The organism is Roseibium denhamense (assembly GCF_009711415.1).
Taxonomy (GTDB): Bacteria; Pseudomonadota; Alphaproteobacteria; order Rhizobiales; family Stappiaceae; genus Roseibium; species Roseibium denhamense.
On the sequence record NZ_SMLZ01000110.1, the window covers coordinates 142,900 to 169,397 of the forward strand.

The window sequence follows — 26,498 nt, forward strand, 5'->3', positions numbered from 1 at the left end:
CTGATCGATTGGAGAGTTAGATCTGCGGTCCGGGCACCAATCCATCAACCTATCTGAACATTGGCGGGCGGGCGTCTGTCCAAACACCCTCGGCTTTGCCAGATTCTGCGACTGCAAAGACAGCCGCCATGGACCTTAGACCATCTTCGGCGCGCGGATAAAGATCGGCCGCAGGATCCATTGCCCTCCCCTCCTTCCGCGCCCTGATTGCCTCGGCCAGGTCCGTGTAGATGTTGGCAAAAGCAAGAGGCATGCCTTCTGCGTGCCCAATGGTGACACGCGATGTGCGGTCTGCCTCTGGTGAAAGGTTGCCCTCACCCCGTTCAATGACCTCAAGACGCCCATTGAGTGGCATCCAGTAGAGCTGGTTCGGCTGTTCCTGCGACCAGCGCAACCCGCCCTTTTCGCCGAAAACCTGCAGGGTAAGGCCGTGCTGGCGGCCAATCGCAACGGACGATGTCCAAAGCCGTCCAACAGCCCCGCCATCCATTCGGAAATTGACCATCGCATCGTCTTCCAAAACACGGCTTTCGATGCAGGACACCGTGTCGGCAGATAGGCGCTCCACCTCCTGACCAGTGACGAAGGAGGCCATATGCAAGGCATGAATGCCGCAATCGGCAAACTGCGCGGACACACCGGCCTGCGCCGGATCATAGCGCCAGCGCACGCGGGGATTGTCGGCATCGGCTGCATCCGCATGGTGGCCATGAGCGAATTCGGCTTTCACCAGCCGGATCTTGCCGAGATCGCCCCGCGCAACCATCGCCTTCATATGCCGAACGAGCGAGTAGCCGGTATATCCATAATTGACCGCGCAAATGGTACCGGCGGCCTTCGCAATCCGGACAATTTCCTCGCCTTCTGCCACCGTCATCGTCATGGGCTTTTCGCACAGCACATGGAACCCGGCCTCCAAAAAAGCCTTGGTGATTTCGAAATGCGTGGCATTCGGCGTTGCGACGGTGACCAGGTCTATCCGGTCATCGCGCCCTTTTTCGCCATACAGCATCTCGCGCCAGTCCCCATAGGCGCGATCAGCCGCAAGACCCAAACGCTGGCCGTAATCGCGCCCGGCTTCGGGCCGGTGATCAAGCGCGCCGGCGACGAACGAAAACGCGCCGTCGAGCCCCGCGCCAAGACGGTGTGCCGGTCCGATCTGGCTGCCTTCACCGCCGCCGATCATGCCCCAATTCAAACGTGCCATGGAAGAAATCCTTAATTGAAGCCGATGGATTCCAGATACCCGCGGTTCGCCCGCGCGTCATCGATGGGCGACACATCAAGAGTCGGGTCGCAATCCTGCTCGACGGTGCACCAGCCCTCAAACCCGTTGTCCAGCAGGATCTGCCGGACCTTCGGAAAGTCGACATCGCCATCGCCCAGATTGCAGAAGATCCCCTGTCCGCATGCATCGTAGAAGCCGGTCCGATTGGCAACCACATCCGCCTTCACTTTCGGATCGATGTCCTTGAAGTGCATGTAGGAAATCCGCGCGATATGGCGCTCCATGAAGGCCACCGGATCAAATCCGGCATAGGAATGGTGGCCGGTATCGAAGCAGATCTTGAGATGTTTTTCGTCAACTTCGTCCAGCAGACGCTCCAGTTCCGGTTCAAAGTCGATGAACCCGGCGGCATGCGCGTGCATCCCGACGGTGAGCCCATACTCCTCGGACCCGATCTTTGCGGCTTCCGCGATCCGGCCCCGGAATGCAGTCCATTCGGCTGCATCCATTTGCTCCGCCTCATCAGGACGGCCTGCGGTCGGCGCACGGCGCGGAGAAATGGAATCAATCAGAACCATGTGCTTGGCCCCATGAGCAACCAGGGCCTTGCCCGTCCTGTGGGTTCCGTCGAGGACATTGTCCCAGGCACCCGGATCATGAAACGGACGGAACACAACGCCGCCGATCAACTCAAGCTCATACTCCGCCAGAGCGTCCGACAGGATTGAAGGGTCTTCCGGCATGAAACCGACCGGGCCGAGCTCGATACCTTTGTACCCGGCGCCCGCGCACTCCTTCAACACCGTCTTCCAGGCCGGATTCCGGGGATCGTCAGGAAACTCAACACCCCAGGAACAGGGCGCATTGCCAATTCTAATGCTCATCTTGCGAGCCTTTCAGATCGTGCATTTATGTGGATGGCAGCGATTGCCAGGATTTTGTCCGCGATGACGTCATGGCCGCATCGACGATACGTTTGACCTCCAGGCCATCCCGGAAAGTTGGCCAGATGGATTTCCCGGAATTAATCGCCTCCAGAAAATCCTTGGCCTCAATGATGATCTGGTCCTGGTACCCGGTTCCATGCCCCGGCCCCTGGCAAAAGGGCAGATAGTCTGGATGGGCAGGTCCGGTCAGAATTTTCCGGAAACCGCGTTCTGCTTCCGGGTCGTCCATCAGATAGAGCCACAGGGCGTTTTGATCCTCCTGATCAAAGCGGATCGCCCCCTTGGTTCCGGTTATTTCATAGGCGTATCCCATCTTGCGGCCGGTCGCGATCCGGCTGAAATACATGTGCCCCATGGCCCCGTTCTGAAACCTGGTCATCATCTGGCCGTGGTCATCATTGGTGACCTTGCCGCCGGGTCTGTCTTCATGGACCCGCTCGATTTCCGCCATGACCCCGGCAACTGGTCCGACAAGCGCGAGCGCCGCATTGATCATATGCGGCGCAAGATCGCCCATGGTGCCATTGGCATCCCCTTGCGTGCGCCACGTGGCCGGCGCCTTTGGATCGGCATAAAAGTCCTCGGTATGCTCACCCCGGAACCAGGTGACATCGCCAATCACGCCGTCCGCGATCAGTTTGCGGGCATGCTGGCTGGCGGGTGTGCGGATATAGTTATAGGCGACCATGTTCACACAGCCGCTCTGCTCGGCGGCCTGGACCATGGCCTCGGAATCTTCCAGCGTCGCGCCCATGGGTTTTTCGCAAAGGACGGGCTTGCCGAGCGCAAACGCCGCTTCAGCCGCCGCCCGGTGGGTCGACTGCGGCGACGCGATGACAATCGCCTCGACCGCGGGATCCTCGACAAGCTGTTGCCAGTCTTTGGCAGCCCGGCGAAACCCGAAAGCCTCCCGGTACCGTTCCGCCGAGGCCAGGGAGCTGGCGCACACCATTTCCAGGCGGGGCCGCAAGGCAGTGCCAAACACCGCACCGACAGCCGACATGGCGACGGCATGGGCCTTGCCCATATAGCCGCCACCGAGGATGCCAATCCCGATCTCCGCCATTCTCCGCTCCCTTAATCCGGTCTTGCTGTTTACGCTTTCGAAAAAGATTTGCAACCGGTTGCAAAATTTGTATCTTGAGATCCAACAACGCGCAAGCGGCAATCGCTCGCCTTGCGGCAAAACACGTTTCGGGGAGAGACAGCGATGAGCACCAAAACGGTTAAGCTCACGACTGCGCAGGCCATTATCCGCTACCTGGCAAACCAGTTCATCGAAATCGATGGCAAAGAGATGCGCATTTGCGGCGGCGGCTTCGGCATATTCGGCCATGGCAACGTCACCTGCCTCGGGGAAGCGCTCTACAATCACAAAGCTGATTTGCCCCTGTATCGCGGCCAGAACGAGCAAAGCATGGGCTTTGCAGCGGCTGCCTATGCAAAGCAATGGCTGCGCCAGCGCTTCATTTTCTGCACGGCCAGCGCAGGCCCCGGCACGTCAAATCTTCTGACCTCGGCAGCCCTGGCGCATGCGAACCGGTTGCCAATGCTGATGCTGTGCGGCGACACGTTCCTCACGCGTCTTCCCGATCCGGTGCTGCAGCAGCTCGAACACTTCAACAACCCGACGCTGGGTGTAAATGATGCGTTCAAGGCGGTGACACGCTATTGGGACCGGATCACCCACCCGGCGCAAATCATTCAGTCCTTGCCGGCGGCCCTTGCGACCATGCTTGATCCCGGTGATTGCGGCCCCGCTTTTCTCGGCCTGCCGCAGGATGTTCAGGGCTGGACCTATGATTATCCAGAGGCCTTCTTCGAACGCCGCCTTCACCGGATCAGGCGCATTAGCGCTGATGAGCGCGAGATTGCAGATGCTGCTGCACTGCTGAAATCCGCTGAACGCCCGTTGATCATTGCAGGCGGCGGCGTTCAATACAGCGGTGCGGTTGCCGAACTGACCGCGTTTGCGGAGGCTCATCAGATCCCTGTGGTTGAAACCATTGCCGGCCGCGCAAATCTGCTGGCAACGCACCCGCTGAATGCCGGTCCGATTGGCGTGACCGGTTCTGACAGCGCCAACAAGCTGGCCGAAAAGGCCGATGTCATTCTGGCGGTTGGCACCCGTTTGCAGGACTTCACCACCGGATCCTGGACCGCATTCGCGCAAGACGCACGGTTTATCTCGATCAACGCAGCACGTCATGATGCCGGAAAGCATATGTCTCTGCCGGTCGTCAGTGATGCGAAGCTCGCGCTGCTTGCCCTAAAGGATGCAATAGCCGGTTATAAGGCGCCATCGGCCTGGACAAACACGGCCGCAGACGAACGCAAGGCCTGGGATGCTTACGTTGCCGACAACGTGTCTTCCGGCAACCGGCCCAATTCCTACGCTCAAGCCATTGGCGTTGTGAACGCACTGTGTGACCCGCGGGACCGGATCGTGGCAGCTGCAGGCGGCCTTCCCGCCGAAGTGACAGCCAACTGGCGGACACTCGGCATTGGCACGGTGGATGTGGAGTTCGGCTATTCCTGCATGGGCTATGAAATCGCCGGCGGATGGGGCGCCCGGATTGCCCAGGCCGAGCGCGAGCCGGACAGGGACACCATCGTCTTTACCGGCGACGGGTCGTATCTCCTGATGAACTCCGACATCTACTCCTCGGTCCTGACCGGGAAGAAGATGATCATTTTGGTGCTGGACAATGGCGGGTTCGCGGTCATCAACAAACTGCAGAACAACACCGGCAACGAGAGCTTCAACAACCTGATCGAAGATTGCCCGACTGTTCCCGAACCCTTTGCGGTCGATTTCGAAGCCCATGCGGCCTCCATGGGCGCCATTGCCGAGACCGTCTCAAATCCGGCGGAACTTGGCGAAGCGTTCAAGCGCGCCAAAGCTGCCACAAAGACCTATGTAATTTCCATGAAGGTCGATGCCTATGAGGGCTGGACCACGGAAGGCCACACCTGGTGGGAGGTCGGTACGCCGCATGTGACAGACAGCGACAAGGTGCGCGCTGCGCACGAAGACTGGGAGTCCACCCGCTCCAAACAGCGCCGGGGGATCTGATGCTTCTCGAGGCAATCGCAAAAAACAACTTCGTGGTTGTTGGCCGCGCGGGGATCGATTTTTACACCGACGCCGGTGTCCGGGCCGAAGATGCCCAGCGGATCAGTGTCGGCCTGGGCGGGTCGGCGGCCAATATCGGCGCGGGCATTTGCAAGCTCGGCGGCAAGGCAGCGCTCGTCACCCGGGTCTCCGATGACAGCGTCGGCAGCTACTGTATCGGCCAGTTGAAGCACTATGGCGTGGACACAACGCACGTCACGCCGGTTGGCGGCGAATACCGGAATTCCCTTGCCTTTTACGAATCCGTCGTCGAAGGCCACCGCAATGTGATCTACCGGAACGGGGCTGCCGACTTCCAGATGGATGACGCGGATGTCGCGAGCGTTGATTACACCAGCTACAGCGCGCTCATCACGGCGGGCACGGTCTTTGCCGCAGAACCCTCACGCAGCGCGGCTTTTCAGGCATTCGAACTTGCCAAGGCTGCCGGCCTGCCGCTGATTTTCGACGTCGACTACCGGCCCTATTCCTGGCCTTCCCCAGAGGTTGCCGCCGAAGTTCTCTCCCGCGCTGCCGCGCAATGCGAGATGATTGTCGGCAATGATGTCGAATTCGGCTTCATGGCAGGCGGCTACGACAAGGGCCTCGACAAGGCCCGCGAGCTCGTGCGCACCACGGCCGAACTGGTCATCTACAAGATGGGCGAAGACGGCGCGATCACGATCACCCGGGAGGGCGAATTCAAGACCGGCATTTATCCCGTCGAGGCGCTCAAGCCCAATGGTGCCGGCGACAGCTTCATGAGCGGATTGGTGACGTCTATTGCTGATGGCTTCTCTTTGAAGGACGCCGTTTTGCGCGGCTCCGCCTGTGCATCGATTGTCGTTGCAAAACCCGGATGCGCCCCCGCCATGCCCGACAAGACCGAACTGGAGGCGTTCCTGGCCTCTCACCCCGGCCCGACGCCAGCATAAAGGCCGCCACCTGCATAAAGGCCCGACACCTGCACAAAGGAACGTCCCATGCATATCGCTCCGCATGACAACCAGAACAAACCGATTGTTGACATCGACAACCCGCTGGTTCCGCTCAACTACTTCAACATCGTGAAGCTGAAAAAAGGGGAAGCCTTTCAGTATCAGGTGCCTGGGTATGAAACCTGCATTGTACCGGCCACGGGAACCGTGACGGTTGAAGTCGAAGGCATGACATTCGAAACGCTCGGCAATCGCGGTGAAGATGTCTGGGACGGCGAGCCGGAAGGCGTCTATATCCCCGTCGGCGCCAAGGTCACAATCATCTGCACGTCGGATGAGACCGAGACATTCATCGCCGGTGCGAAATTTGATCAGGTGCTGGAGCCCTTCGACGTGCGCACCGCCGACATTGACCTGGTGCAATATGGCTCCGACGACACCAAGACGCATCGCAAGATCAAGCATATTCTGGGGCAGAAACAACATGGCAAGGTTGGCCGCCTGCTGGTGAGTGAGCTTTTCACCGTGGGCCAGGGCGGATGGTCCGGCTTTCCCGCCCACAAACATGATACCGACCGCTTGCCCCATGAAACCCGGCATGACGAGACCTACAATTTCCGCTTCCGGCCCAAACATGGGTCCGGGGTCCAGATCCTACAGCGCGAGGAAGGCGTTCCGGGCGAAGCCTATCAGCTGATGGATGGCTCCACGTTCATGATCGACAAGGGCTATCACCCCTGTGCCGTCATGCCCGGCTATGAGATGTACTACTTCACCATTTTGGGCGGCCTCAGCCAGCGGTCCCTGGTCCAGTATTTCCAGCCGACCCACGCCTATCAGATCGAGACCATCCCGGGGATCAAGGACATGGTGGCCAAGTTCAAATGACGCTGGCAACACTGAGCGACGTTCTCCAGCCGGCCTTGCGGGACGGATATGCGGTGGCCGGGCTGGTCACCCTCGGCTGGGAAGACATGCGCGCCTATGTGGCTGCCGCCGAAGCAGAGGGCGTTCCGGTGATCCTGCAGGCGGGCCCCTCCTGCCGCAAGCACACGCCGCTCCCCATTTTGGGAAAGATGTTCCGGCACTTGGCGGAAGGCGCCAGTGTTCCGGTCGTTGCCCATCTTGACCACGGCTACACCTATGAGGAATGCCTGGAAGCGCTGGACAGCGGTTTCACCTCGCTCATGTATGACGGGTCCCGCAAGCCGCTCGCCCAGAACATCGACGAGACCGCGCGCATTGCAGAGCTCGCCCATGGGGCGGGCATATCCTGCGAGGGCGAGATCGGCTTTGTCGGCTATGCCAAGGGCGATGCGTCGGAAGGCACAGATCCGCAGGAAGCTCAAACATTCGCAGCCCAAAGCGGCGTCGATGCCATGGCGATCTCCGTTGGCAATGTCCACCTGCAGGAAAACAAGGAAGGCGGTCTGGATGAGGCGCGCATCAGCGCGATTGAGGCCCTGACTCAAATTCCGCTCGTGATCCATGGCGGCTCGGGCGTTCCAGTTGCCCAGCGCCAGCGGCTCGCGCGGCAAACCAGCATCTGCAAGTTCAATATTGGTACGGAACTGCGCAAGGCGTTTGGCACGGCCATGCGCGAGGCCGTCAACCGGGATCCGGACCGCTTCGACCGGGTCGCCATCCTGTCCGAAACCCATGACCCCATGGTCGCCGCAGCCAGCACCGTGCTCCAGGCCTTTGGCGGGCTCTCAAAACCACAACCGTCCTAATCCCGGAAAGAGTCCTGAAATCGGCTGCCCCGCAAAGAAAGCAGAAGTCCGAGTTGGGCGGGAAGCGGACGTTCGCTGCGGTCGGAACGAATGACCGGATTGGGCCGAGCCCCCTCTCCCCGTCCGGACATTCAGCGACGATACCCTGCCATTTGTCCTACGCCTCAGAACTGAGCTCGCGAAAAACGAAGCCAACGAAAACGCCCGCGCGCGGGTGAAAAAGGTTCTGGAAGACGGGTGACGGATCGGGACTTGACCGGGGTTGAAGGCCAACGATGTGTTCAGGCCTGAGCAAAATGTCAGGCGCACGAGATTTTCAAAATCAGAGTGCTGAAGACAACCTGGGAAATGGGCATGGATGCATGCGAGGCCGATGACCTGGTTTAGGAGCATACCGCTTCATACCGACATCCAACAGCTGATGGAAAATGCAACAAGCTCGATGGTCAATCAGGGGCGCTCGCATCTGCATCGGCTGCGGTTCCAAACCGCGGAAGATCAGCAACTTTCTTTCCATGAGCCGCCATCACGGCATCTCGAACAAAGGCAATATGTGCTGTTTCCTCTATGATTTCGGCGAGATACTGCGCCTTCATCAACGAGGAACCGACACCGATTGTTCCATGGTTGGCAAGCACGGCAGCCACCACCTTGGGATCCTCGAAGACCGGACTGATTTCGATTTCCGTTTGCGGTCCGCCCTGTGGTGACAGTGGGATCAACGGCATCCTTCCGATCTTTTCTATGGTTTGAACCGTTAGGCACGGGATCTCGACCCCGGCGCTGGCATAACCGGTCGCCCAGGGGCTGTGGCAATGGACAACCGCCTTGATATCGGCCCGAATTCGATAGAGATCGAGATGAAACCCCAGGTCCTTTGAGGGCTTGTGGTCCGACGGTTCTATGGTTCCGTCCAGATGAACCACCTGCAGGTTGTCACGTGTGCACTCGTTGAAACCAATCCCGGACGGCTTGATCACGATCGCGTCCGCACTCTCAAGGCGCACGGAAAGGTTCCCGCCAGCATTGGTCTGAAGGCGCAAGTCGAAGCACCGTTTTGCTGTTGCAATCAAGGCGTCTTTCTTGGCTGTCAGGTCCTGCATGGTCCAACCTCTTCGCTCGTAAGCACGGTCAATGTCTCGAGAATTGCATTTGTCACATCCGGCGCAAAAAGATGCGCATCAAGACGATGAAGCTGAATATCCGGGTTCAGAGACGCTTTAAGCGTATCGAAACACACCTCCCGCAACGCCGGGTCTTCAATGGGGCCTCCCGGCCGGTCTTGATGAGAAAACCCACCCATTGGGACAATTATTGCGCAGGGGCCATCAAGGCTGTTTAGGCTTTCAGCAAGCCGCAGGCAAACGAGCTTCATCTCTTCATCCGTCACCTTCACATGCGTAAAAAACCCGGAGTGTTCATAGTGAGGCCGGGACAGGTACTCGCTTTGGACCAGCGTCTTCTGGCCGAGGCCGATGAAATTTAAAGCGCCCGGCAGAACGATCCGGGGCAGATCGCCGCCAGCGACGAAACGATCCGGCATGTCGACATGAGCGCCGGCAAGATGGATCCGGGTCAGTTCATGAGGGGTCAGGTCGATGATCGCATTGAAGGCCCCATGTGCAGCGAACCGGGCAAACGCGGCGCCACCGTAACCGTTGGAATGAAAAACGGTGCTTTCCTGTCCGCGCTTTGAAAGCTCAGAAACCAGTGGGGCAACTGCTCCATCTGTCGCGCCAAGCGCAGTAATGCCGATCGACGGTGTAACATCGACAAGCTCGCCTTTTCGCTCCTTCCGGCACAAGCCGGCAGCGATGAGAGCTGCATTTTCCAGGACTTCACGCAAAATGGCATTCAAGCCGGCAATATCAGCCAGCGTTGGCACCAGAATGATGGAGTTGTCCGCAACAACGGCGCGGGGATCAAACGGGAGTGTGGTGACCAGGATCTTGGGAAACGTGATCGGCAACGCACGGAGCACCCGAAAGGCGATTTCGCCGCCCGTACCGCCGCCAATCCCCAGGACGACTTCCGTCTCACCGCTCGCCGCCGCCGCGACATCCTGAAGAACATTCAAGGCTGCCTGGTCCATGGCCTGACGTTTTCCGGCGCCATCGAGGATCTCACCCTTCGACTGCAGAGAAATATCGACAACGCGCGCAGACACACCACAGTCAGTCAACTGTGTGATGAGGAAATCAGCCTCGGCCTGTTTCGTCTGCAGTGTCGCTAACACCAGAACCTGCGCCATGACCTAGCCCTTGACCGCGCCCGCAGTCATTCCGGTGATGATCTGGCGGCTGGCAAACAGTGTGAAAATGATCGGCGGGATCGCAAGCAACATGCCGGTAGCCATGATCACACCCCATTCAACGTTGAATTCGGACATGTTGTTTACAATCAGAATGGGCACCGTTTTGGTGTTGCGGTCAGACAGGGCCGAGGCCAACAAGTATTCGTTCCAGGCAATGCGGAATGTGAAGATGGCAGCAGCTGCAAGACCCGGTTTGATCAGTGGCAGCACAATCTTGAAAAAGACCTGGAATGGGCCGGCACCATCCACACGCGCCGCCTCCTCCAGAGATCGCGGCACCTGCACAATGAAGCTTTGAAGAATCCAGATCACAAACGGTAGATTCATTGCGACATAAACCAGAATGATCCCGGAATGGGTGCCGGCAAGGCAAACATCGCCCCGCCCCCCGAAGGTATCCCTGATCCAGCCACCGACCATTGTCGCTTTGTCGATGCAGAATTCATTGTTCCAGAGCCCGAAGACCGGCACCAGCAAAACGGCGGGCGGAACCATTCTTACCATCAGCGTTGACAGGGAGATCGTATCTCGTCCCATGAAGCGGAACCGCACAAGGGCATAGGCAGCCATGCAGCCGATCACCAGCGTAATCACTGTGGACGCCAGTGCAATGATCAAGGAATTGATGAACGCTCCGCCGAACTTCAGTGAACAGAAGTCGAGATGATCAGGCTCGTACCACAACACATCACACAGCGCGGTTTCGTAATTGCGGATTGTGGGCAGAAAAAGCAAACCTGTCCGGCCCCCGATGATGTCCACGTCAAGCTTGAACGAGTTAACAAACATCAGCAGGATTGGGCCGACTGACATGAAGATCAGAGCCGCTAAAAGGGCATAGAAAGCGGGATTTTGTCGTTCGTACTGCATGCCGGTCAATCTTCCTGAATTTGCCTGGCCGCGCGTTGGGCACGGGCCTCTTGCAGGCGTGTGATTGCGAACATTGCGACTGTCAGCAATAAGAGCAGCATCAACAGATAGTTCGACATCGCTGCAGCGACCCCAAGCTCCCTGAACTCTGTGGCCGTGCGGGATATCCGCAACGCGACAATTTCGGTCGACAAGCCCGGTCCACCCTCGGTCATGACGAGGATCACCTCCAGCACCTTGAAAGCATCAATCAATCGCAGGAGCCCGGTGACGATTAGAACCGGCATCATCAACGGCAGCTTGATGTGGATGATTTGCTGCCAGGCAGTCGCGCCATCAATACGGGCCGCTTCCAGGGCAGACCTTGGCAGCGACTGGAGCGCGGCAAGGGCAAGGATGAAAATGAAAGGGGTCCATTGCCATACATCGGCAATTATCACGGAAAGGAGGGCGTTTTGGCCCAGCCAATCGATCCCGTCGAACCCCCAGGACTTCAACATCGTGTTAAACGTGCCAACTGTTGGGTGGTACATGTAGCGCCACATCAGGCCGACCACGACCGGGGCGATCATCATCGGCAGGATGAAAAGCGTCCGCAAGACAGACATGCCGCGGATGTTGCGATCCAACAGCAGCGCCAAACCGACACCGAGGACCATCTCGGCAGCGACAACAACAAAAGCAAACGTTAGGGTAACGGAAAGGCTTTCGCGAAAGGCAGGATCGAAAAACAAGGTGATGTAGTTCTTCAAGCCAACGAATTCGCTTTCGCCGATACTCTGGCTTGGGTTCCAATCCCGGAACGATCCGTAAATCATGTACCCGAGCGGATAGAGCAGCGCGATGGCCATGATTATGGCAGCCGGCGCCATGAACATGTATGGCGTAGCCCGATTGAGGGTTTGCGCACGCAAGATGATCGCTCCGAAACTGAATAAAGGGTGCGCAGCCCGAAGGGGAAACCGGGCTGCGCGGGTGGTGGAGCTTACTGCCAGGTGTAATAACCGGCTTCGTCCATCACAGCTTTTGTTCGCTCGGCCACACCGTCAAGCGCTTCTTGTACATCCAGGTCTTCGGTCAGGACCTTGGACAATGTGGTCCCGAGATCCGCATTGATCTTGCCCCATACCGGGATGATCGGACGCCAATCCGGATCCGCATGTTTCAGAGCTTCCCCGAATGTCCCCATGTGTGGAAACTTCTCATTGACGTCAGGATCTGCGTGCGTGGAGAAGCGCGATGGATTGCCACCCTGCATGGCAACCAGCTTGTCACCATGCTTTGACGTCAACCATTGCATCAACAGGAAGGCTGCTTCCTTGTGTTCTGCGTTTTTGGGGATACCGATACCGAAACCACCGGTCTGCGAGCCACGGCGCACGCCCATCGGATGCATCGCCCAGCCGACTTTGCCAACCACCTGGCTCTTGGCTGGGTCATTGATCTGACCTGCCACCACGGTGGTGTCCAGGAACATCGCCGTGTCACCGTTCAGGAAGGACCCAAGAGCCTCGCCAAAGCCGAAGGAAGCTGCGCCCTCGGGGCCGCAATCCACGATCGTCTTCAATGCATTTGCCGCCTGGACCCCGGCTTCATTGTTCACGATTGGATTCCATTGATCGTCAAAGATCCGGCCGCCGAGCGGAGCAAGATGAAGCAGAAACGCATGCGAGGCGTGGTGACCGGATGCCGCACGCGAGGACAATCCCCCCATACCCGGTTCCAGTTCAGGGATCTTGCACGCGATCTCAAGAAGTTCCTCATATGTTTCGGGCACCTTGAGACCGTGCTTGTCGAAGATATCCTTTCGGTATCCGAGGACAGATGTTTCTGATCCATATGGAATACCAAAAAGCGACCCCGTCTTACCTTCTAGATAGCCCTTGTTGCCGCCGGCGAAACCGATGTTGTAGACATAGCCGTCAATCAGATCGTCGGCATCGTATGCCGGATCAGCAAGTTTCGGGTTCATGAAATAGCGCGCCAAATTTTCAAGCTGGTCCGCATAGACATAATCGGCTTTCGAGAACACCACGTAGGCAATCAGATCATATTCGCCCTCATCTTGCGCCAGTTCGAGGGTTTGGCGCTCCCGCATCTTGAGGTAAGGCAGTTGGTCAACTTCAACCTCGATGCCGGTTTCCTTTGTGAACTCCGGTAGGATTTTCATCACAGCATCAAAATGGGGGTGCGCAGGAAAATTCACGATCAGGGTTTCACCTGCGTATTCCTCGTAAGGATTGGCCAGCGTAGCCGTTGTAAGGGCGAGCGCTGACACGACGCCAAGAGACGCCTGTCTTAAGACTTTCAACATTGGAGTTCCTCCCGTTCGGCTCCATTGCGGGCGCTACAGCGCCGTTCCTGTTTTGCGGTCAAACAGATGAATGCCCTCAGGTCTGACCGCAAACCTGAGTGTCTCCCCCAACGCGATCGGTGTTTCCGATTTTAACTCCACCGTGACGCTGGCCTGGCCGCAAACGCACAAGAGAACTGATTGTGCGCCAACATATTCTGAAACGATCACCTCCAGATCGAGGCCAAGACCTGGCGGCGCATCCGGGGCGTAACTGAGATCTGACGGGCGAATGCCAAGGGTGACCGCCTTATCAGACTGATCAAGGGCATGGGCCTTTTCCGCCGGAATGGCGATCCGAAACCCCTCACCCACAGCATAGAGCGTGCCATCCAGATCAATCAGTTCGGAATCCAGGAAGTTCATCGGCGGCGAGCCCAGGAACCCCGCGACAAACTTGTTTGCGGGGTGCTTGAAAAGCTCTTCCGGAGATCCTTGTTGCTGGATGTAGCCGTCGCTCATCACAACGATCCGATCCGCAAGTGTCATCGCCTCGATCTGATCATGGGTGACATAGATCATATTTTTTTGGACCCGTTGCCGCATGATCGCCAATTCGGCGCGCATCTGCCCCCTCAGCTTGGCATCAAGGTTCGACAACGGTTCGTCGAACAGAAAAATCTCGCTGTCCTTTGCGAGCGCCCGCGCCATTGCAACCCGTTGCCTTTGACCTCCCGAAAGCGCTCCGGGCTTGCGCTGCAGATAGTCGGTGAGACCAACAATTTCGGCGACTTCCTTGACCTTGGCCTTGATCTCCTCTTTCGGCCTTTTTTGAAGGCGCAGCGCAAAAGAAATGTTGTGAGCAACATCCATGTGCGGGTAGAGCGCATAGTCCTGAAAGACCATTGCCAGACCGCGATCTTTCGGCTCCAACTGACTGACTGGCTGGTCACCGAAAAAGATCTCGCCGTCCGAAACCGTTTCCAGACCCGCGATCATCCGCAAGGTTGTGGACTTTCCACATCCAGAAGGGCCGACAAGAACCGTGAACTCGTTCTCCGCCATTTGTAAGTCTATTCCGTGCAGAACCTCTAGGTGGCCGTAGCGCTTGACGAGGTTCTGTAAGCGAATTTGCGGCATAAATGGACGCCTCCTACGTTCGGGATACTATTTTGTATGCAAATCAATTTGTAAATATGCAAAATAGGTTTTTTTTGTAATATAGTGTCACTCGATGTTCGCGGAAGACGGAATGCAAAGCATGCTAACAGGCTCGACAAACACAGAGAACAAGCAGTCAGTTTCGGCCGTACAACGCATTGAGCGCGGCCTGCTGGAGGAGATCGGAGCAGGTGAACTCGCCCCGGGACAGCGGCTTGATGAAGCCGGCCTTGCGAGCCGGTTTGGCGCTTCCCGCACGCCTGTGCGGGAAGCGCTTTCAAGATTGACCGCTCAAGGCGTCCTGGTTCAGGGGGAAAAGCGCGGCGTGTTCGTGGCGGAATACAGCCGTGAACAGCTAAGCCAGATGTTTGAGGCCATGCATGAAATAGAAGCCGCCTGCGCAAGGATCGTTGCCCAAAGACTTGATTTTTTGTCCAGATCTGAAATCGAAGCGGCTCAAGCAGGCTGCGTGAAAGCCGCTGAGGCGGGCGACCGCACAGAATACCTTAGAGCAAATGAAGCCTTCCATCAGGCCATCTACAAGGCCACGGGCAACCCCTATATGGCAGAAATCGCATCGGAGTTTCGGCAAAGAACCGGCCCCTTCCGCGCAAAGAAATTCGCCAGCCGCGAAGACCTCCTCTCCTCCGCCCAAAGCCATCAGGCACTTTTGGACAGCATTTTCTCCAAAGACGCGGCGGCCGCATCGAAAAGCATGCGGGACCACATGGCCGTGAGCTTTCTAGAGACCCTGAAAGCAAACTGACACCTCCAAGAAGAACTTTGCTCTTGCTTTTGCATGCAAAACATATTTTTGTATGCAAAATAACAACCTCTTGTTGGGAGAAGCCGATGGGCGTTGCCGAGACAAAAATCTACCCGATCAACACCGGATGGCTCCACGGCGATCTGGGCACCTACATTTTCTGGAAGGGACCCGCCGGCAGGAAGAAATGGCAACCCGTTTTCTGTCATTACGTCGACACCGGCGAACACAAGATCCTCATTGATACCGGGTTGCCGGATCAGGAGCGGGCGAGCAAATATCACCACAACTGTGAGAAACGCGGATGTCTGCAGGTGCACGAACACCTTGAACAAAAGCTTGGTGTACATCCGGACGAAATCGATGCAATCGTCTTCACCCATCTGCATTGGGACCACGTGCAGAATATGAAGGAATTCAAAAACGCCCGATACATCGCCCCAAAGGCCGAAATCGAAATGGCTTATAACCCTCTCCCGCTTTATTACCGCACCTATGAATGCGGGATCCTAGGGATAGAACCGGCCTATGCCGGCTGCGTTTTCGAGGCCGTTGCAGATGAATGCGAAGTCCTTCCTGGAATCACAATGTTTCATACGCCTGGGCACTCTGTTGGGCATATGGCGGTCAGCGTTGCGACCACCGCAGGCGACATCGTGGTGTGTGGCGACGCTATTTTTGAAGAACGGAACCTGGAACCGAATCCGGCCGAGAAATGGCGGTATTGGGTACCAGCGCGTTTTGTGAATTCGGTCGAAGGCTGGAAATCGGTCGAAGAACTCGACAAGCGCGCCGACTATGTCCTCCCCTGTCATGATTATGAGGCAAACGCCAGATCCGACGTTTTCCCTTACGCGGGCATGCCTTTGCGGAAGCGGCGTCAGGTTATCCCTGGCTACCAGTTCTATTTTGGCGACATGCCATCAGGGGCTGCACAAAAAGAAGCCACCGCTATGAAACCGGAAGACGTGGAGGCCTACATTTCGGGCTTGGCCAAACCCGAGGACATGGAAGACTGAGCGCGGATGACCCAAGTCATCAAATCCCTTTCGGAGATTGCGTCGGACTATGATGCGATTGTTCTGGACCAGTGGGGCGTATTGCATGACGGGAGCGCGGCCTATCCGGGCACGGCCGCAGCCCTCAAGCACCTTATGGCACGAGGGACCCGGCTTGCAGTTCTGTCGAACTCCGGCAAACGGGCAGCTCCCAACCGGGCCCGCATCGCCGCCATGGGATTCCCCAGCGGGCTGTTTGACTGTGTCATGACGAGCGGCGAAGCCCTTTGGAGGGACATCGCGAATGGCACGATTTCCGAACGCCGCTTTTTCCCGGTGGAACGGACGGCGGGCGACGCCAGCGCGTGGGCAACGGACCTTGCTATTGACCTAACGCCGGATCTGAATTCTGCAGAAGCCGTGTTGTTGATGGGGCTACCGGATGGCACCAACCTGTCGGATTGGCAACCACTGTTGGAAGAGGCCGCAAGCCGGCACCTGCGCATCTATTGCTCCAATCCGGACAAGGCCAGCCCGAGAGCCGGCGGCCAGACCGTCATGTCTCCCGGAGCTCTTGCAGATGTCTACACCGCTGCCGGAGGTGATGTCGTTTTCTACGGAAAACCGTTCAAGCCCGTATTTGCTTCTTTGGCACAAGCACTCGGTACGGATCGATTGCTCATGGTTGGCGACAGTCTGGAGCATGACATTGCCGGAGCAGACGCTGCCGGATGGGACAGCGTGTTGATCCAGGGCGGTTTATATGCCGCTGACTTTTCGACCGGAGATACAGACACAACACTCGCCAGGTTATGTGCTGAAAAAAGCGCCCCGTTTCCGACCTACAGACTGGAGGTCCTCCGATGAACGGAACAATGCCCGAACTTCTGACACCTGCGTTTCGCGCATTGTCCGCCCGGCTGGGACAAGATCCGCTTCAAGTTCAAGGCCCAGGCGGCAACACCTCGATCAAGTCCGGGGCTGTCATGTGGATCAAAGCGTCGGGCACAGAACTTGCGAACGCGGAAACAGCGGATATTTTCGTCGCCGTCAACCGAACCGCGGCCCTCTCAGAGGCACATGAAATCTACGGAGACGGAAGCTGCAAATCGACCATACTGGACCCGGCGCTCAAACTGAGGCCGTCGATTGAGACAACCTTCCACGCAGCATTGGATCACGCGGTGGTCGCGCACACGCATTCGGTGGCAACAATCACCCATGCGATCAGTCCGGAAGGGCGGATGGTGCTTGCAGACAAGCTGGCTGACATGCCCTTCGTCACGGTTCCATATGCAAAACCCGGCTTACCGCTGACGCGGGAAATCCTGGCAAGAATAAAGCCGGAAACACAAATAGTGGTGCTGCAAAATCATGGGTTGATTGTATGCGGAAAAAGCGTGGACGCGGTCAGCGACCTCCTACAAGAGGTTGAAAACCGGTTGGCGATGCCACCGCTCAAACACAAGACTGCAGATCCCGCCAATCCGGCACCAGAAGGGTTTGTTTGGTCTGAAGAGAGCTGGATTGCCTTCGATCCGCAAATTGCCGATCTGGCACTTACCGGTACGTACTACCCGGACCATGTGGTGTTTCTCGGTCCGGCGCTGCCTGTCCGCGACCATGACGGTGCTCCGCCAGCAATCTTGATCAAGGGACAAGGAATACTTATCCGCAAAGATGCAACGAGCTCTCAAAAGGCAATGTTACGCTGCCTGTCAGATGTTCTCGCTCGCCTGCCCGCAGATTGGACTGTGGATCCGATTGGCCCGGACGCAGAGGCGGAATTGCTCAATTGGGATGCCGAGAAATACCGCCAGGCGCTTGCGGAGCAACGCTGATGCTGGCACTCGGCATCGACATTGGCACATCAGGAGTGCGCACGGCGGTTCTGGAATATGGGGAGCTCATCTCTGAAGCGCGCACGCCCCATCTGACACAGGACCCGGCCAACATTGACGCCGAAAAATGGTGGAAGGCGGTCCGGCAGTGCCTGAGAATGCAGGGTCAAGCGCTCAGAGCTCTTGGCCGCGATTTATCCGAGATTTCAGGCATTGCGGTCGATGGAACATCCGGAACGATGGTTCTGACAGACACAGAACTGCGGCCGACCAGTCCGGGTCTGATGTATAATTCAAAGGGTTTTGAGGCGGAAGCTGCAATTATCGCAGACCATGTCTCCGGCCCTCACATCACAAAAGGTGGGAACTCGGCTCTTGCAAGGGCGATGCGGCTCAACAAACTGTCCCGGTCCGAGCCTTCGCACCTCATGCATCAGGCCGACTTCATTGTTGCCAAGTTGTCAGGTGTTGGCGGACGGTCGGACTACAACAACGCCTTAAAGACCGGGTTCGACCCGGGCCCTGAAAAATGGCCTGACTGGATTGAGCATGTCTTTGACCCTGCACTTCTTCCGGTCGTTCATTCCCCTGGCGAACAATTAGATGAAGTGGCGCCTGACATCGCGCGTGACTTTGGTTTGTCACCGCAGACGACTGTTCACGCAGGGACAACAGACAGCATTGCGGCGTTTCTGGCCTCAGCCCCGCTCAAGCCAAGAGTTGCGGTCACCTCGCTGGGGTCGACAATTGCGGTAAAATACCTGTCGCCAATCCGGGTCGATGCACCCGAAATCGGTCTTTATTCCCACAGACTAGGAGATCTCTGGCTGGCGGGCGGCGCCTCCAACAGCGGCGGCGCGGTGCTAAAGGCTCACTTTAGCGATGACCAGCTTCAAACCCTGAGCCAGGCAATTGACCCGGCCCAAAGCACTGGTCTGGACTTCTACCCCCTTCTGGACGCTGGAGAACGGTTTCCGGTCAATGATCCGGACTTGGCCCCGAGACTGGAACCATGCCCAGAAGATGATGTGGTATTTCTTCAGGCAATGCTGGAGGGCATGGCCCGGATTGAAGCAACCTGTTACCGAAAGATCGAAGCTCTGGGCGCGGGCTACCCTGAGACCGTTTACACAGCAGGAGGAGGCTCCGCCAACTCCGCCTGGACTGAGATCAGATCACGGGCTCTCGGACTAAAAATCGCGGTCTCCAAACACACAGAAGCTTCGATCGGCGCGGCACGGCTTGTGACGCTTTAGGATTCCAAGACGGGTCGGCTCGACTTGCACTTGGAATGCTTGCCTGTTTTTTCATTTACCTTCTTTCCGAGACCCGGATTGAGTGTTGGTCTTTGGATCCACCAATACTCAACTCCTCCCGCGGTAGAACACCGCTTAGCTGCCCCTCGTAAGGCACCCTCCAAGCAGAGCTGACAATTCTCTAAGAGTTCGCATTCGGCGCGGGCAAGAAGGCACGGTTTGCAATTCTCGATAACAGCTGACGAGTAACAACCGCTTTGGGCGGAAAGCGGCCTCTTGCTGCGGATTAAACGAATGTCGTCTTTTCGCGTATTAGGATGGCGACGCAAATCTTAAGTACGCGCAGCTTAGTCAATTTTCTCTCTGCCTCGCGGAAAATCTGCGACCGTTTCTTGTTGCTGTTTTGTTTTAATCGTTTTCATTGTGGCTGTTGAAACATACATATGTGGCAATCGGTTAAGATGCCAAGAATAAATTGATATTTCGCTTGTAAATAGACGTATTTTGCAAACTGACTTTACCGTTTAATGTCGATTGAGATTGATCATATGTTGCGTCAGAGGCAAGTAGATGTCGTTTACTTTGAAGCAGGCTCGCTATTTTGTAGGAGCCGCAGAATATGGTGCAATTAGTCGAGCAGCTGTCGAATTATCCGTGTCACAGAGTTCTGTCACTGAAGCGATCAAGGATCTTGAGATCCGGCTCGGAGTGAAGTTGTTCGAGCGGCGCAAGCGTGGGATTGAGCTCACTCATGACGGCCATGTCTTCCTCCGCCACGCAAAGGCAATTCTGACGGAAGTCTCCAATGCAGAGATAAATCTCAGCAATCGCGAAAATGCTGTTTTTGGTGAACTCAATCTGGGTGTGACATCTCTGACCGCCGGTTATGTCCTGTCTGATCTCCTATCCCGGTTTCGTCGCGCGCAACCCTACATTGACACTAGGGCCATCGAAGACACCGGCGAATATCTGGAGCACCTTCTTGTCGGCGGCGAACTCGATATCGGCATCATGGTTGTGACAAACCTGCGCAATCACCATGCGCTTCATTCCGAAATTCTTGTCGTATCTCCCTATCGGTTGTGGCTTCCTCTTGGTCATCGTCTGAGCAGAAAAGAAAGCATCGCTATTGAGGATCTTGCCGAAGAACGGCTTATTCTCCTGGACGTCGATGAGATGGAGGCGGAGTCCATGCGCCTACTCGACGTTTTCGCTCAGCGACCGACAATTGCCTTTAGAACACGGTCGGTTGAGGCGGTGCGTTCCCTGGTAGCGAGTGGTGCCGGTGTTGCCTTGTTACCCGATCTCATCTATCGGCCCTGGTCGCTCGATGGCGAGCGGATTGAAAGCAGGGACGTCTCCGGTCAATTGCCCGTTGTCCAAGTCGGTCTGGTCTGGCGGCGCGGAGCAAACATCACCGCAACCGCCCGTAGTTTTATCTCGGTCGCTCAAACCTTTCACGCTCCTAGATTGCGCTGATATCGGAAACGCCGATATTAAGTCGCGGAATATTGAATTTGCCAATTTACGCTTGCTGCCTCAGTTTTTACCCCAGCGAAAATAGGCCTCAGAGGGTGAACATGAGACAGTTTCTAAAGACCACAGCAATTGTGAGCCTATGTGCTCTCATCGCCACACCGTCTTTCGCCGCCAATATGGTGACAGAACTTGGTGACGGCGAAGGCGAGCTGAACATTGTAGCTTGGCCGGGCTATATTGAACGTGGTGAAACATCAGCTGATTTTGACTGGGTGACCGGCTTTGAAAAAGCCACGGGGTGCATGGTTAAAGTCAAAACGGCCAATACTTCCGATGAGATGGTGGCTCTGATGAACGAGGGCGGCTTTGATCTCGTCACCGCCTCGGGGGATGCCAGTCTTCGGATGGTCGCCGGAAAACGCGTCCAACCTATCAACACCGCATTGATCCCAAGTTGGGACAGCATAGATGAACGGTTGAAAGAGGCGCCTTGGCACTTTGTCGACCAGACGCACTACGGCACGCCATACATGTGGGGCCCAAACATCCTCATGTACAATACGAAGGTTTTTGGTGAGACACCTCCAAGTTCATGGTCGGTGGTCTTCGAAGAACAAAACCTCCCGGACGGCGAAAGTAATATTGGCCGCGTTCAAGCCTATGATGGCCCGATACACATTGCTGATGCTGCCTTGTATTTGATGACACACAAGCCAGAGCTCGCAATTGTGTCTCCATACGAGCTGAATGCGGACCAATATGCAGCGGCACTGGACCTGCTGCGCGAGCAGCGGAAGCTTGTGAGCCGCTACTGGCATGATGCCTTTATTCAAATCGACGACTTTAAGAACGAAGGTATGGCTGCTTCGGGCTCATGGCCGTTCCAGCGCAACTTGTTGCAAAGTGATGGCGCGCCGATCGCTAGCGTCATTCCCCAAGAGGGCGTAACAGGTTGGGCCGATACCACGATGATGCACGTGGACAGCGCCAATCCAAATTGCGCCTACTTGTGGATGGAGCATACGCTCAGCTCGAATTTAATGTCTGACCTTTCTGTATGGTTCGGCGCAAACCCGGCTGTTCCGGCAGCATGCACTGACGGGCGCGGTATGCAGACCGCTGAAGGTTGCACCAAAAACGGCTTCGACGAGTTCGACAGGGTCAGTTTCTGGACGACACCGGTGACCAGGTGTGAAAGCCAGGATGAGTGTGTTCCCTACTACCGTTGGGTCTCGGATTACATCGGGGTCATCGGTGGACGCTAAACTCGACAGGGACTTGGTCAGTACACATGTTTTCCAACCCTTGGCACACAGCATGAAACCAGCAGTCTCGCTCCAAAACATCTCACGTCCATTTTGGCCAGGTTCAGGCTGTTGACGCTGTGAATCTCGACATTGCGGAGGGCGAATTTTTCGCCCTTCTCGGTCCCTCCGGATCCGGCAAGACAACTTGTCTGCGCCTCATTGCCGGATTTGAACAACCAACAAGCGGCTCAGTTGTCATTTTCGGCGAAGACGCCACCCGCGTACCGCCGTACCGCCGCCCCGTGAACACCGTCTTTCAGGACTATGCCCTGTTTCCGCATTTGAACATTCTTGACAATGTCGCTTACGGTTTGATGGTGCGCGGTGAAAAAAAAGCAGCTCGGCGCCAGGCATCGGAAGAAGCCTTGTCCCTTGTCGCGCTCGCGGGATTTGGTGGCCGTAAACCATCAGAGCTATCCGGTGGGCAAAGACAGCGCGTTGCACTTGCGCGCGCCTTGGTTTTGAAACCTAAAGTGTTGCTGCTCGATGAGCCCCTCGGTGCCCTGGACCTGAAGCTCAGGGAACAAATGCAGACTGAGCTGAAAGCTCTCCAGCGGCGCCTCGGCATTACGTTCATTTTCGTAACGCACGATCAGGGCGAGGCGCTCTCAATGGCGGATCGTGTGGCAGTCTTCGATCGTGGTCACATTCAGCAAATTGGTGCGCCGCAGAATGTCTATGACAGACCTGAAACGCCGTTTGTGGCTGACTTCGTCGGATCTTCCAATGTTCTTCCGGCACATTTGGTCGCGCAACTGATTGGGGAAACGGCCCCTGCAAGCCTGCGGCCTGAACAAATCCATTTGACCAGTGCTGACGGAAAGCTAAGTGGCAAAGTGATCGGTTCGGCCTTCTTGGGCGCTGCAACAAGGCTCGAGCTGGATGTCGAGGGAAACAGTCTGTCGGTTTTGCTCCCGAAGGCGGCGTCAGTTCCGGAGTTGGACAGTACCGTTCATTTGACGTGGGACAAAGATGCGCTGCATGTGATGCGGGGCCCAGATGTCTGATACAACATCGGCCCCGTCGCGAATTTCGGATGCTTTTTGGCGGCAGCCGACGATCCTGTTGCTTCTTCTTGTGACGCCACCATTGCTTTGGCTCGGCATTGTCTATCTGGGATCCCTATTTGCTCTTCTTGCCCAGAGCTTCTTCTCAATCGACGAGTTTACAGGCTTGGTGCGTTACGAGTTCACGCTGAAGACCTATGCGGAACTGCTGCGTGCATCAAACTTCGATATCCTCATTCGAACAATTGTCATGGCAAGTGCGGTGACGATCGCATCTGCGATCATCGCCTTTCCCATCGCCTACTACGCCGCCAGGTATGCAAGAGGGCGATGGAAAGCCGTGTTCTACCTCGGGATCATGTTGCCGCTTTGGTCAAGCTACCTGGTCAAAGTTTATTCCTGGAAGCTGATCCTCGCCAAAGAAGGCATCCTTAACTGGTTTTTTGAAACTCTCTACTTGAGCTGGATTTTGGAAGCGTATCTGGCGATACCGGTTGTCGGGGGCAACTCCCTGTCTGTGAGTTGGACCGGTACTTTCCTGGTCTTCGTATACGTCTGGCTGCCCTTTATGATTCTGCCGGTCCAGGCTGCGCTCGAACGCGTGCCGCCCAGCATGTTGGAGGCTTCCGGTGACCTTGGAGCCTCGTCTGGACAAACGCTGCGTCACGTGATCCTCCCCCTTGCCTTGCCTGGTATTATCGCGGGATCGATTTTCACCTTCTCGCTTACAATGGGCGACTACATCATCCCGCAGATCGTCGGCACTTCTGCAAGGATGATTGGCCAGGCCGTCTATCAGTTCCAGGGCACCGCCGGAAACATTCCGCTCGCTGCTGCATTCGCGGTCGTCCCCATCTTTGTCATGGGCATTTATCTAACGCTCGCCAAACGCGCAGGAGCGTTCGATGCACTCTAAAGCCACGCTTGGACTCAAAGTTGCTGCTATGTGCGGGCTTTTGTTCCTGCATTTGCCGATCCTGCTGATTTTCGTTTACGCATTCACCACGGAAGACAAGTCCTATCAATGGCCTCCTCCCGGGCTAACGCTGCAATGGTTTGGCGTGACCTGGAACCGTCCGGATGTTTGGGAGGCTTTGGGGCTATCACTTCGTGTTGCTGCGATCTCCACGGTTATCGCAATGGTGCTAGGAACGTTGTGCGCTGCCGCTGTTGCGCGTTTCAGGTTCTTTGGACGAGAAACGATATCGCTTCTCGTGATTCTGCCGATTGCGCTGCCGGGCATCATCACAGGCATATCGCTGCGATCGGCGTTCAATATCGCTGACATACCCTTCAGCTTCTGGACCATTGTTCTGGGACACGCGACCTTCTGCATTGTCGTCGTGTACAACAACGCCGTGGCCCGTTTCCGACGAACGTCAAGTTCTCTTGTCGAAGCCTCCATGGATCTCGGCGCAACATATTTCCAGACGCTGCGCTTCGTCATCATGCCGAACATAGCAACCGCGTTGTTGGCCGGAGGGATGCTTGCCTTTGCACTGAGCTTCGACGAGGTCATCGTCACGACGTTTACCGCCGGGCAGCAACAAACGCTTCCGATCTGGATGCTGGAGGAACTGGTCCGGCCTCGCCAACGCCCGGTCACGAATGTGGTCGCGCTCCTGGTCGTGCTTGTCACGTTCGTTCCCATTCTTGCCGCCTACTACCTGACCCGCGGAACAGAAACTGTTGCCGGACAAGGCAAATAATTACAGGGAGATAGACCCATGCAAACCGAAATGCTGATTGGAAACCGATTTGAAGCAGGCACCGAAGTAGAGGAAACTGTTTTGAACCCACGGACCGGTGAAACCCTGTTGAAAATACCGGAGGCCAACGCCGATCAGATCGACCGCGCGGTAGCGGCGGCTCGTGTGGCTGCGCCCGGTTGGGCCAAAACCACACCAAGCGAGCGGTCAAGCCTGCTTCTCAAAATTGCTGACGCTGTTGAAGCCGACCTTGAAAACCTGGCCCAGCTGGAAGCACTCAATTGCGGCAAACCGATAAATGAAGTGCGAAACGAAGAAATTCCAGCCGTCGCTGACTGTTTTCGATACTTTGCAGGCGCCGTACGGAACATGCATGGACCCGTCGCTGGCGCTTATATGGCAGGACACACGTCCATGATCCGGCGCGACCCAATTGGCGTGATAGCCTCGATCGCACCTTGGAACTACCCTATTATGATGATGGCGTGGAAGTTGGCGCCTGCGATTGCTGGCGGCAACACTGTCGTCATGAAACCGTCGGAACAAACACCTCTCACTGCCCTCGCCTTCGCCAAAATCCTCTCCGGAATCCTTCCGGAGGGCGTCGTAAATGTCATAGCTGGACAAGGGGCATCGGTTGGAAACGCGCTTGTCAATCACGCCGGCGTTGACATGATCTCGATTACCGGTGACGTCGCTACTGGCAAGAAGGTTCTGATGGCGGCATCGAAAGGCGTAAAACGCACCCATCTCGAGCTTGGCGGCAAAGCGCCAGTCATTGTTTATGGCGACGCAGACATAGCCCGCACGGTCGAAGGTCTCAAGGCATTTGGTTACTACAATGCGGGACAAGACTGCACCGCAGCCTGTCGGGTGTATGCACACGCATCGGTCTACGACAATTTTGTCGCCGACTTGTCTTCTGCCGCAGCAAGTATCGTCTTCAATGAAAGCGATGATGACCAGAATGAGATACCACCCCTCATTTCACCGCGTCAGCGGGACCGCGTCGCCAGCTTCGTCCAAAGAGCAACTGAACAATCGCACATCGAAATCACGACCGGCGGCAACGTCGTGGACGGTGGAGGCTTCTACTTTCAACCAACTGTCGTGGCCGGCGCGCTCCAAACCGACGAAATCGTTCAACGTGAGGTTTTTGGACCAGTCGTGTCCGTCACCCGCTTTAGCGACGCAGATCCTGTTATAGACTGGGCCAATGACAGTCCTTACGGGTTGGCATCATCTGTCTGGACCCAGGATATTAGCAAGGCTATGGAAGCTTCGGCTGCGCTGCAATACGGTTGCACCTGGGTGAATACTCATTTCATGCTGGTCAACGAAATGCCCCATGGCGGTCTCAAACAGTCCGGCTACGGCAAGGATATGTCGATGTATGCGCTCGAAGACTACACCGCGGTACGCCATGTCATGATCGCGCATTGAGTTCACGAGCCTGATCGAAACGGTAAAATGACAATAGTTTGTTTACGGCAGTAAGCTTCATGATCCCAAGTAAATAACTATTCGTCATATAAT

General features: G+C 56.5%; 23 protein-coding genes and 1 pseudogene. 15 read left to right on the forward strand and 9 right to left on the reverse strand.

Annotated elements, in window-relative coordinates:
* Positions 1-49 precede the first annotated feature (49 nt).
* From E1180_RS14010 to E1180_RS14020, 3 genes are read right to left on the reverse strand one after another with little or no spacing between them, the layout of a single operon-like run.
* Positions 50-1,207: a Gfo/Idh/MocA family protein gene (locus E1180_RS14010; protein ID WP_155191837.1), complete on the reverse strand. Its 1,158-nt coding sequence runs from the start codon at positions 1,205-1,207 to the stop codon at positions 50-52.
* A gap of 11 nt (positions 1,208-1,218) precedes the next feature.
* A complete protein-coding gene (locus tag E1180_RS14015) occupies positions 1,219-2,112 on the reverse strand; it encodes a TIM barrel protein (protein WP_155191838.1) in 894 nt (297 codons plus the stop codon).
* Positions 2,113-2,137: 25 nt separating this feature from the next.
* Positions 2,138-3,241: a Gfo/Idh/MocA family protein gene (locus tag E1180_RS14020; protein ID WP_155191839.1), complete on the reverse strand. Its 1,104-nt coding sequence runs from the start codon at positions 3,239-3,241 to the stop codon at positions 2,138-2,140.
* Positions 3,242-3,385: 144 nt separating this feature from the next.
* Here E1180_RS14020 and iolD point away from each other — a divergent pair, with 144 nt between their 5' ends.
* Genes iolD through E1180_RS14040 form a run of 4 tightly spaced genes read left to right on the forward strand, consistent with a single transcriptional unit; the run spans position 3,386 to position 7,961 of the window.
* The gene (gene iolD, locus E1180_RS14025) at positions 3,386-5,251 is read left to right on the forward strand and encodes a 3D-(3,5/4)-trihydroxycyclohexane-1,2-dione acylhydrolase (decyclizing) (RefSeq protein ID WP_155191840.1); all 1,866 of its coding nucleotides are present in this window, start codon (positions 3,386-3,388) and stop codon (positions 5,249-5,251) included.
* On the forward strand, positions 5,251-6,225 hold the full coding sequence (gene iolC, locus E1180_RS14030; RefSeq protein ID WP_155191841.1) for a 5-dehydro-2-deoxygluconokinase: 975 nt from the start codon (positions 5,251-5,253) through the stop codon (positions 6,223-6,225). Before iolD ends, iolC begins: the two co-directional genes overlap by 1 nt.
* A 48-nt stretch (positions 6,226-6,273) precedes the next feature.
* Positions 6,274-7,116, forward strand: a complete 843-nt coding sequence (locus tag E1180_RS14035; protein ID WP_155191842.1) for a 5-deoxy-glucuronate isomerase — start codon at positions 6,274-6,276, stop codon at positions 7,114-7,116.
* A complete protein-coding gene (locus tag E1180_RS14040; protein WP_155191843.1) occupies positions 7,113-7,961 on the forward strand; it encodes a class II fructose-bisphosphate aldolase in 849 nt (282 codons plus the stop codon). Before E1180_RS14035 ends, E1180_RS14040 begins: the two co-directional genes overlap by 4 nt.
* 446 nt (positions 7,962-8,407) lie before the next feature.
* On the opposite strand, the gene E1180_RS14045 is transcribed toward E1180_RS14040, so the two are convergent.
* The 6 genes from E1180_RS14045 to E1180_RS14070 all read right to left on the reverse strand — a co-directional run bounded on the left by E1180_RS14045 (position 8,408) and on the right by E1180_RS14070 (position 14,578).
* The gene (locus tag E1180_RS14045) at positions 8,408-9,064 is read right to left on the reverse strand and encodes a class II aldolase/adducin family protein (protein WP_155191844.1); all 657 of its coding nucleotides are present in this window, start codon (positions 9,062-9,064) and stop codon (positions 8,408-8,410) included.
* Entirely contained in the window at positions 9,052-10,212 is a 1,161-nt protein-coding gene (locus E1180_RS14050) for a Tm-1-like ATP-binding domain-containing protein (RefSeq protein ID WP_155191845.1), read from the reverse strand. The genes E1180_RS14045 and E1180_RS14050 overlap by 13 nt, the downstream gene beginning before the upstream one ends.
* Positions 10,213-10,215: 3 nt before the next feature.
* Positions 10,216-11,145, reverse strand: coding sequence for a carbohydrate ABC transporter permease (locus E1180_RS14055; RefSeq protein WP_155191846.1), 930 nt, complete (start codon positions 11,143-11,145; stop codon positions 10,216-10,218).
* Between the two features lie 5 nt (positions 11,146-11,150).
* Positions 11,151-12,059, reverse strand: a complete 909-nt coding sequence (locus E1180_RS14060; protein ID WP_244314066.1) for a carbohydrate ABC transporter permease — start codon at positions 12,057-12,059, stop codon at positions 11,151-11,153.
* Between the two features lie 71 nt (positions 12,060-12,130).
* Entirely contained in the window at positions 12,131-13,459 is a 1,329-nt protein-coding gene (locus tag E1180_RS14065) for an extracellular solute-binding protein (protein WP_155191847.1), read from the reverse strand.
* A gap of 33 nt (positions 13,460-13,492) precedes the next feature.
* The gene (locus E1180_RS14070; protein WP_155191848.1) at positions 13,493-14,578 is read right to left on the reverse strand and encodes an ABC transporter ATP-binding protein; all 1,086 of its coding nucleotides are present in this window, start codon (positions 14,576-14,578) and stop codon (positions 13,493-13,495) included.
* A gap of 112 nt (positions 14,579-14,690) precedes the next feature.
* Here E1180_RS14070 and E1180_RS14075 point away from each other — a divergent pair, with 112 nt between their 5' ends.
* The 11 genes and pseudogenes from E1180_RS14075 to E1180_RS14125 all read left to right on the forward strand — a co-directional run bounded on the left by E1180_RS14075 (position 14,691) and on the right by E1180_RS14125 (position 26,405).
* The gene (locus E1180_RS14075) at positions 14,691-15,365 is read left to right on the forward strand and encodes a GntR family transcriptional regulator (protein ID WP_208997139.1); all 675 of its coding nucleotides are present in this window, start codon (positions 14,691-14,693) and stop codon (positions 15,363-15,365) included.
* 86 nt (positions 15,366-15,451) lie between these two features.
* Positions 15,452-16,384, forward strand: coding sequence for an N-acyl homoserine lactonase family protein (locus tag E1180_RS14080; protein WP_155191849.1), 933 nt, complete (start codon positions 15,452-15,454; stop codon positions 16,382-16,384).
* Positions 16,385-16,390: 6 nt separating this feature from the next.
* A complete protein-coding gene (locus tag E1180_RS14085) occupies positions 16,391-17,230 on the forward strand; it encodes a TIGR01459 family HAD-type hydrolase (protein WP_155191850.1) in 840 nt (279 codons plus the stop codon).
* Complete coding sequence (locus E1180_RS14090) at positions 17,227-18,204, forward strand: class II aldolase/adducin family protein (protein ID WP_208997140.1); 978 nt, start codon at positions 17,227-17,229, stop codon at positions 18,202-18,204. Before E1180_RS14085 ends, E1180_RS14090 begins: the two co-directional genes overlap by 4 nt.
* Complete coding sequence (locus E1180_RS14095; protein ID WP_155191851.1) at positions 18,204-19,460, forward strand: FGGY-family carbohydrate kinase; 1,257 nt, start codon at positions 18,204-18,206, stop codon at positions 19,458-19,460. Before E1180_RS14090 ends, E1180_RS14095 begins: the two co-directional genes overlap by 1 nt.
* Positions 19,461-20,030: 570 nt before the next feature.
* Positions 20,031-20,939: a LysR family transcriptional regulator gene (locus tag E1180_RS14100; RefSeq protein ID WP_155191852.1), complete on the forward strand. Its 909-nt coding sequence runs from the start codon at positions 20,031-20,033 to the stop codon at positions 20,937-20,939.
* Between the two features lie 101 nt (positions 20,940-21,040).
* Positions 21,041-22,204, forward strand: a complete 1,164-nt coding sequence (locus E1180_RS14105) for an ABC transporter substrate-binding protein (RefSeq protein ID WP_155191853.1) — start codon at positions 21,041-21,043, stop codon at positions 22,202-22,204.
* A 52-nt stretch (positions 22,205-22,256) separates the two neighbouring features.
* Positions 22,257-23,253, forward strand: a pseudogene (locus E1180_RS14110) (ABC transporter ATP-binding protein).
* The gene (locus E1180_RS14115) at positions 23,246-24,169 is read left to right on the forward strand and encodes an ABC transporter permease (protein WP_155191854.1); all 924 of its coding nucleotides are present in this window, start codon (positions 23,246-23,248) and stop codon (positions 24,167-24,169) included. Before E1180_RS14110 ends, E1180_RS14115 begins: the two are co-directional and overlap by 8 nt.
* The gene (locus E1180_RS14120) at positions 24,159-24,962 is read left to right on the forward strand and encodes an ABC transporter permease (RefSeq protein ID WP_155191855.1); all 804 of its coding nucleotides are present in this window, start codon (positions 24,159-24,161) and stop codon (positions 24,960-24,962) included. Before E1180_RS14115 ends, E1180_RS14120 begins: the two co-directional genes overlap by 11 nt.
* A gap of 18 nt (positions 24,963-24,980) precedes the next feature.
* Entirely contained in the window at positions 24,981-26,405 is a 1,425-nt protein-coding gene (locus E1180_RS14125) for a gamma-aminobutyraldehyde dehydrogenase (RefSeq protein ID WP_155191856.1), read from the forward strand.
* Positions 26,406-26,498: the final 93 nt, after the last annotated feature.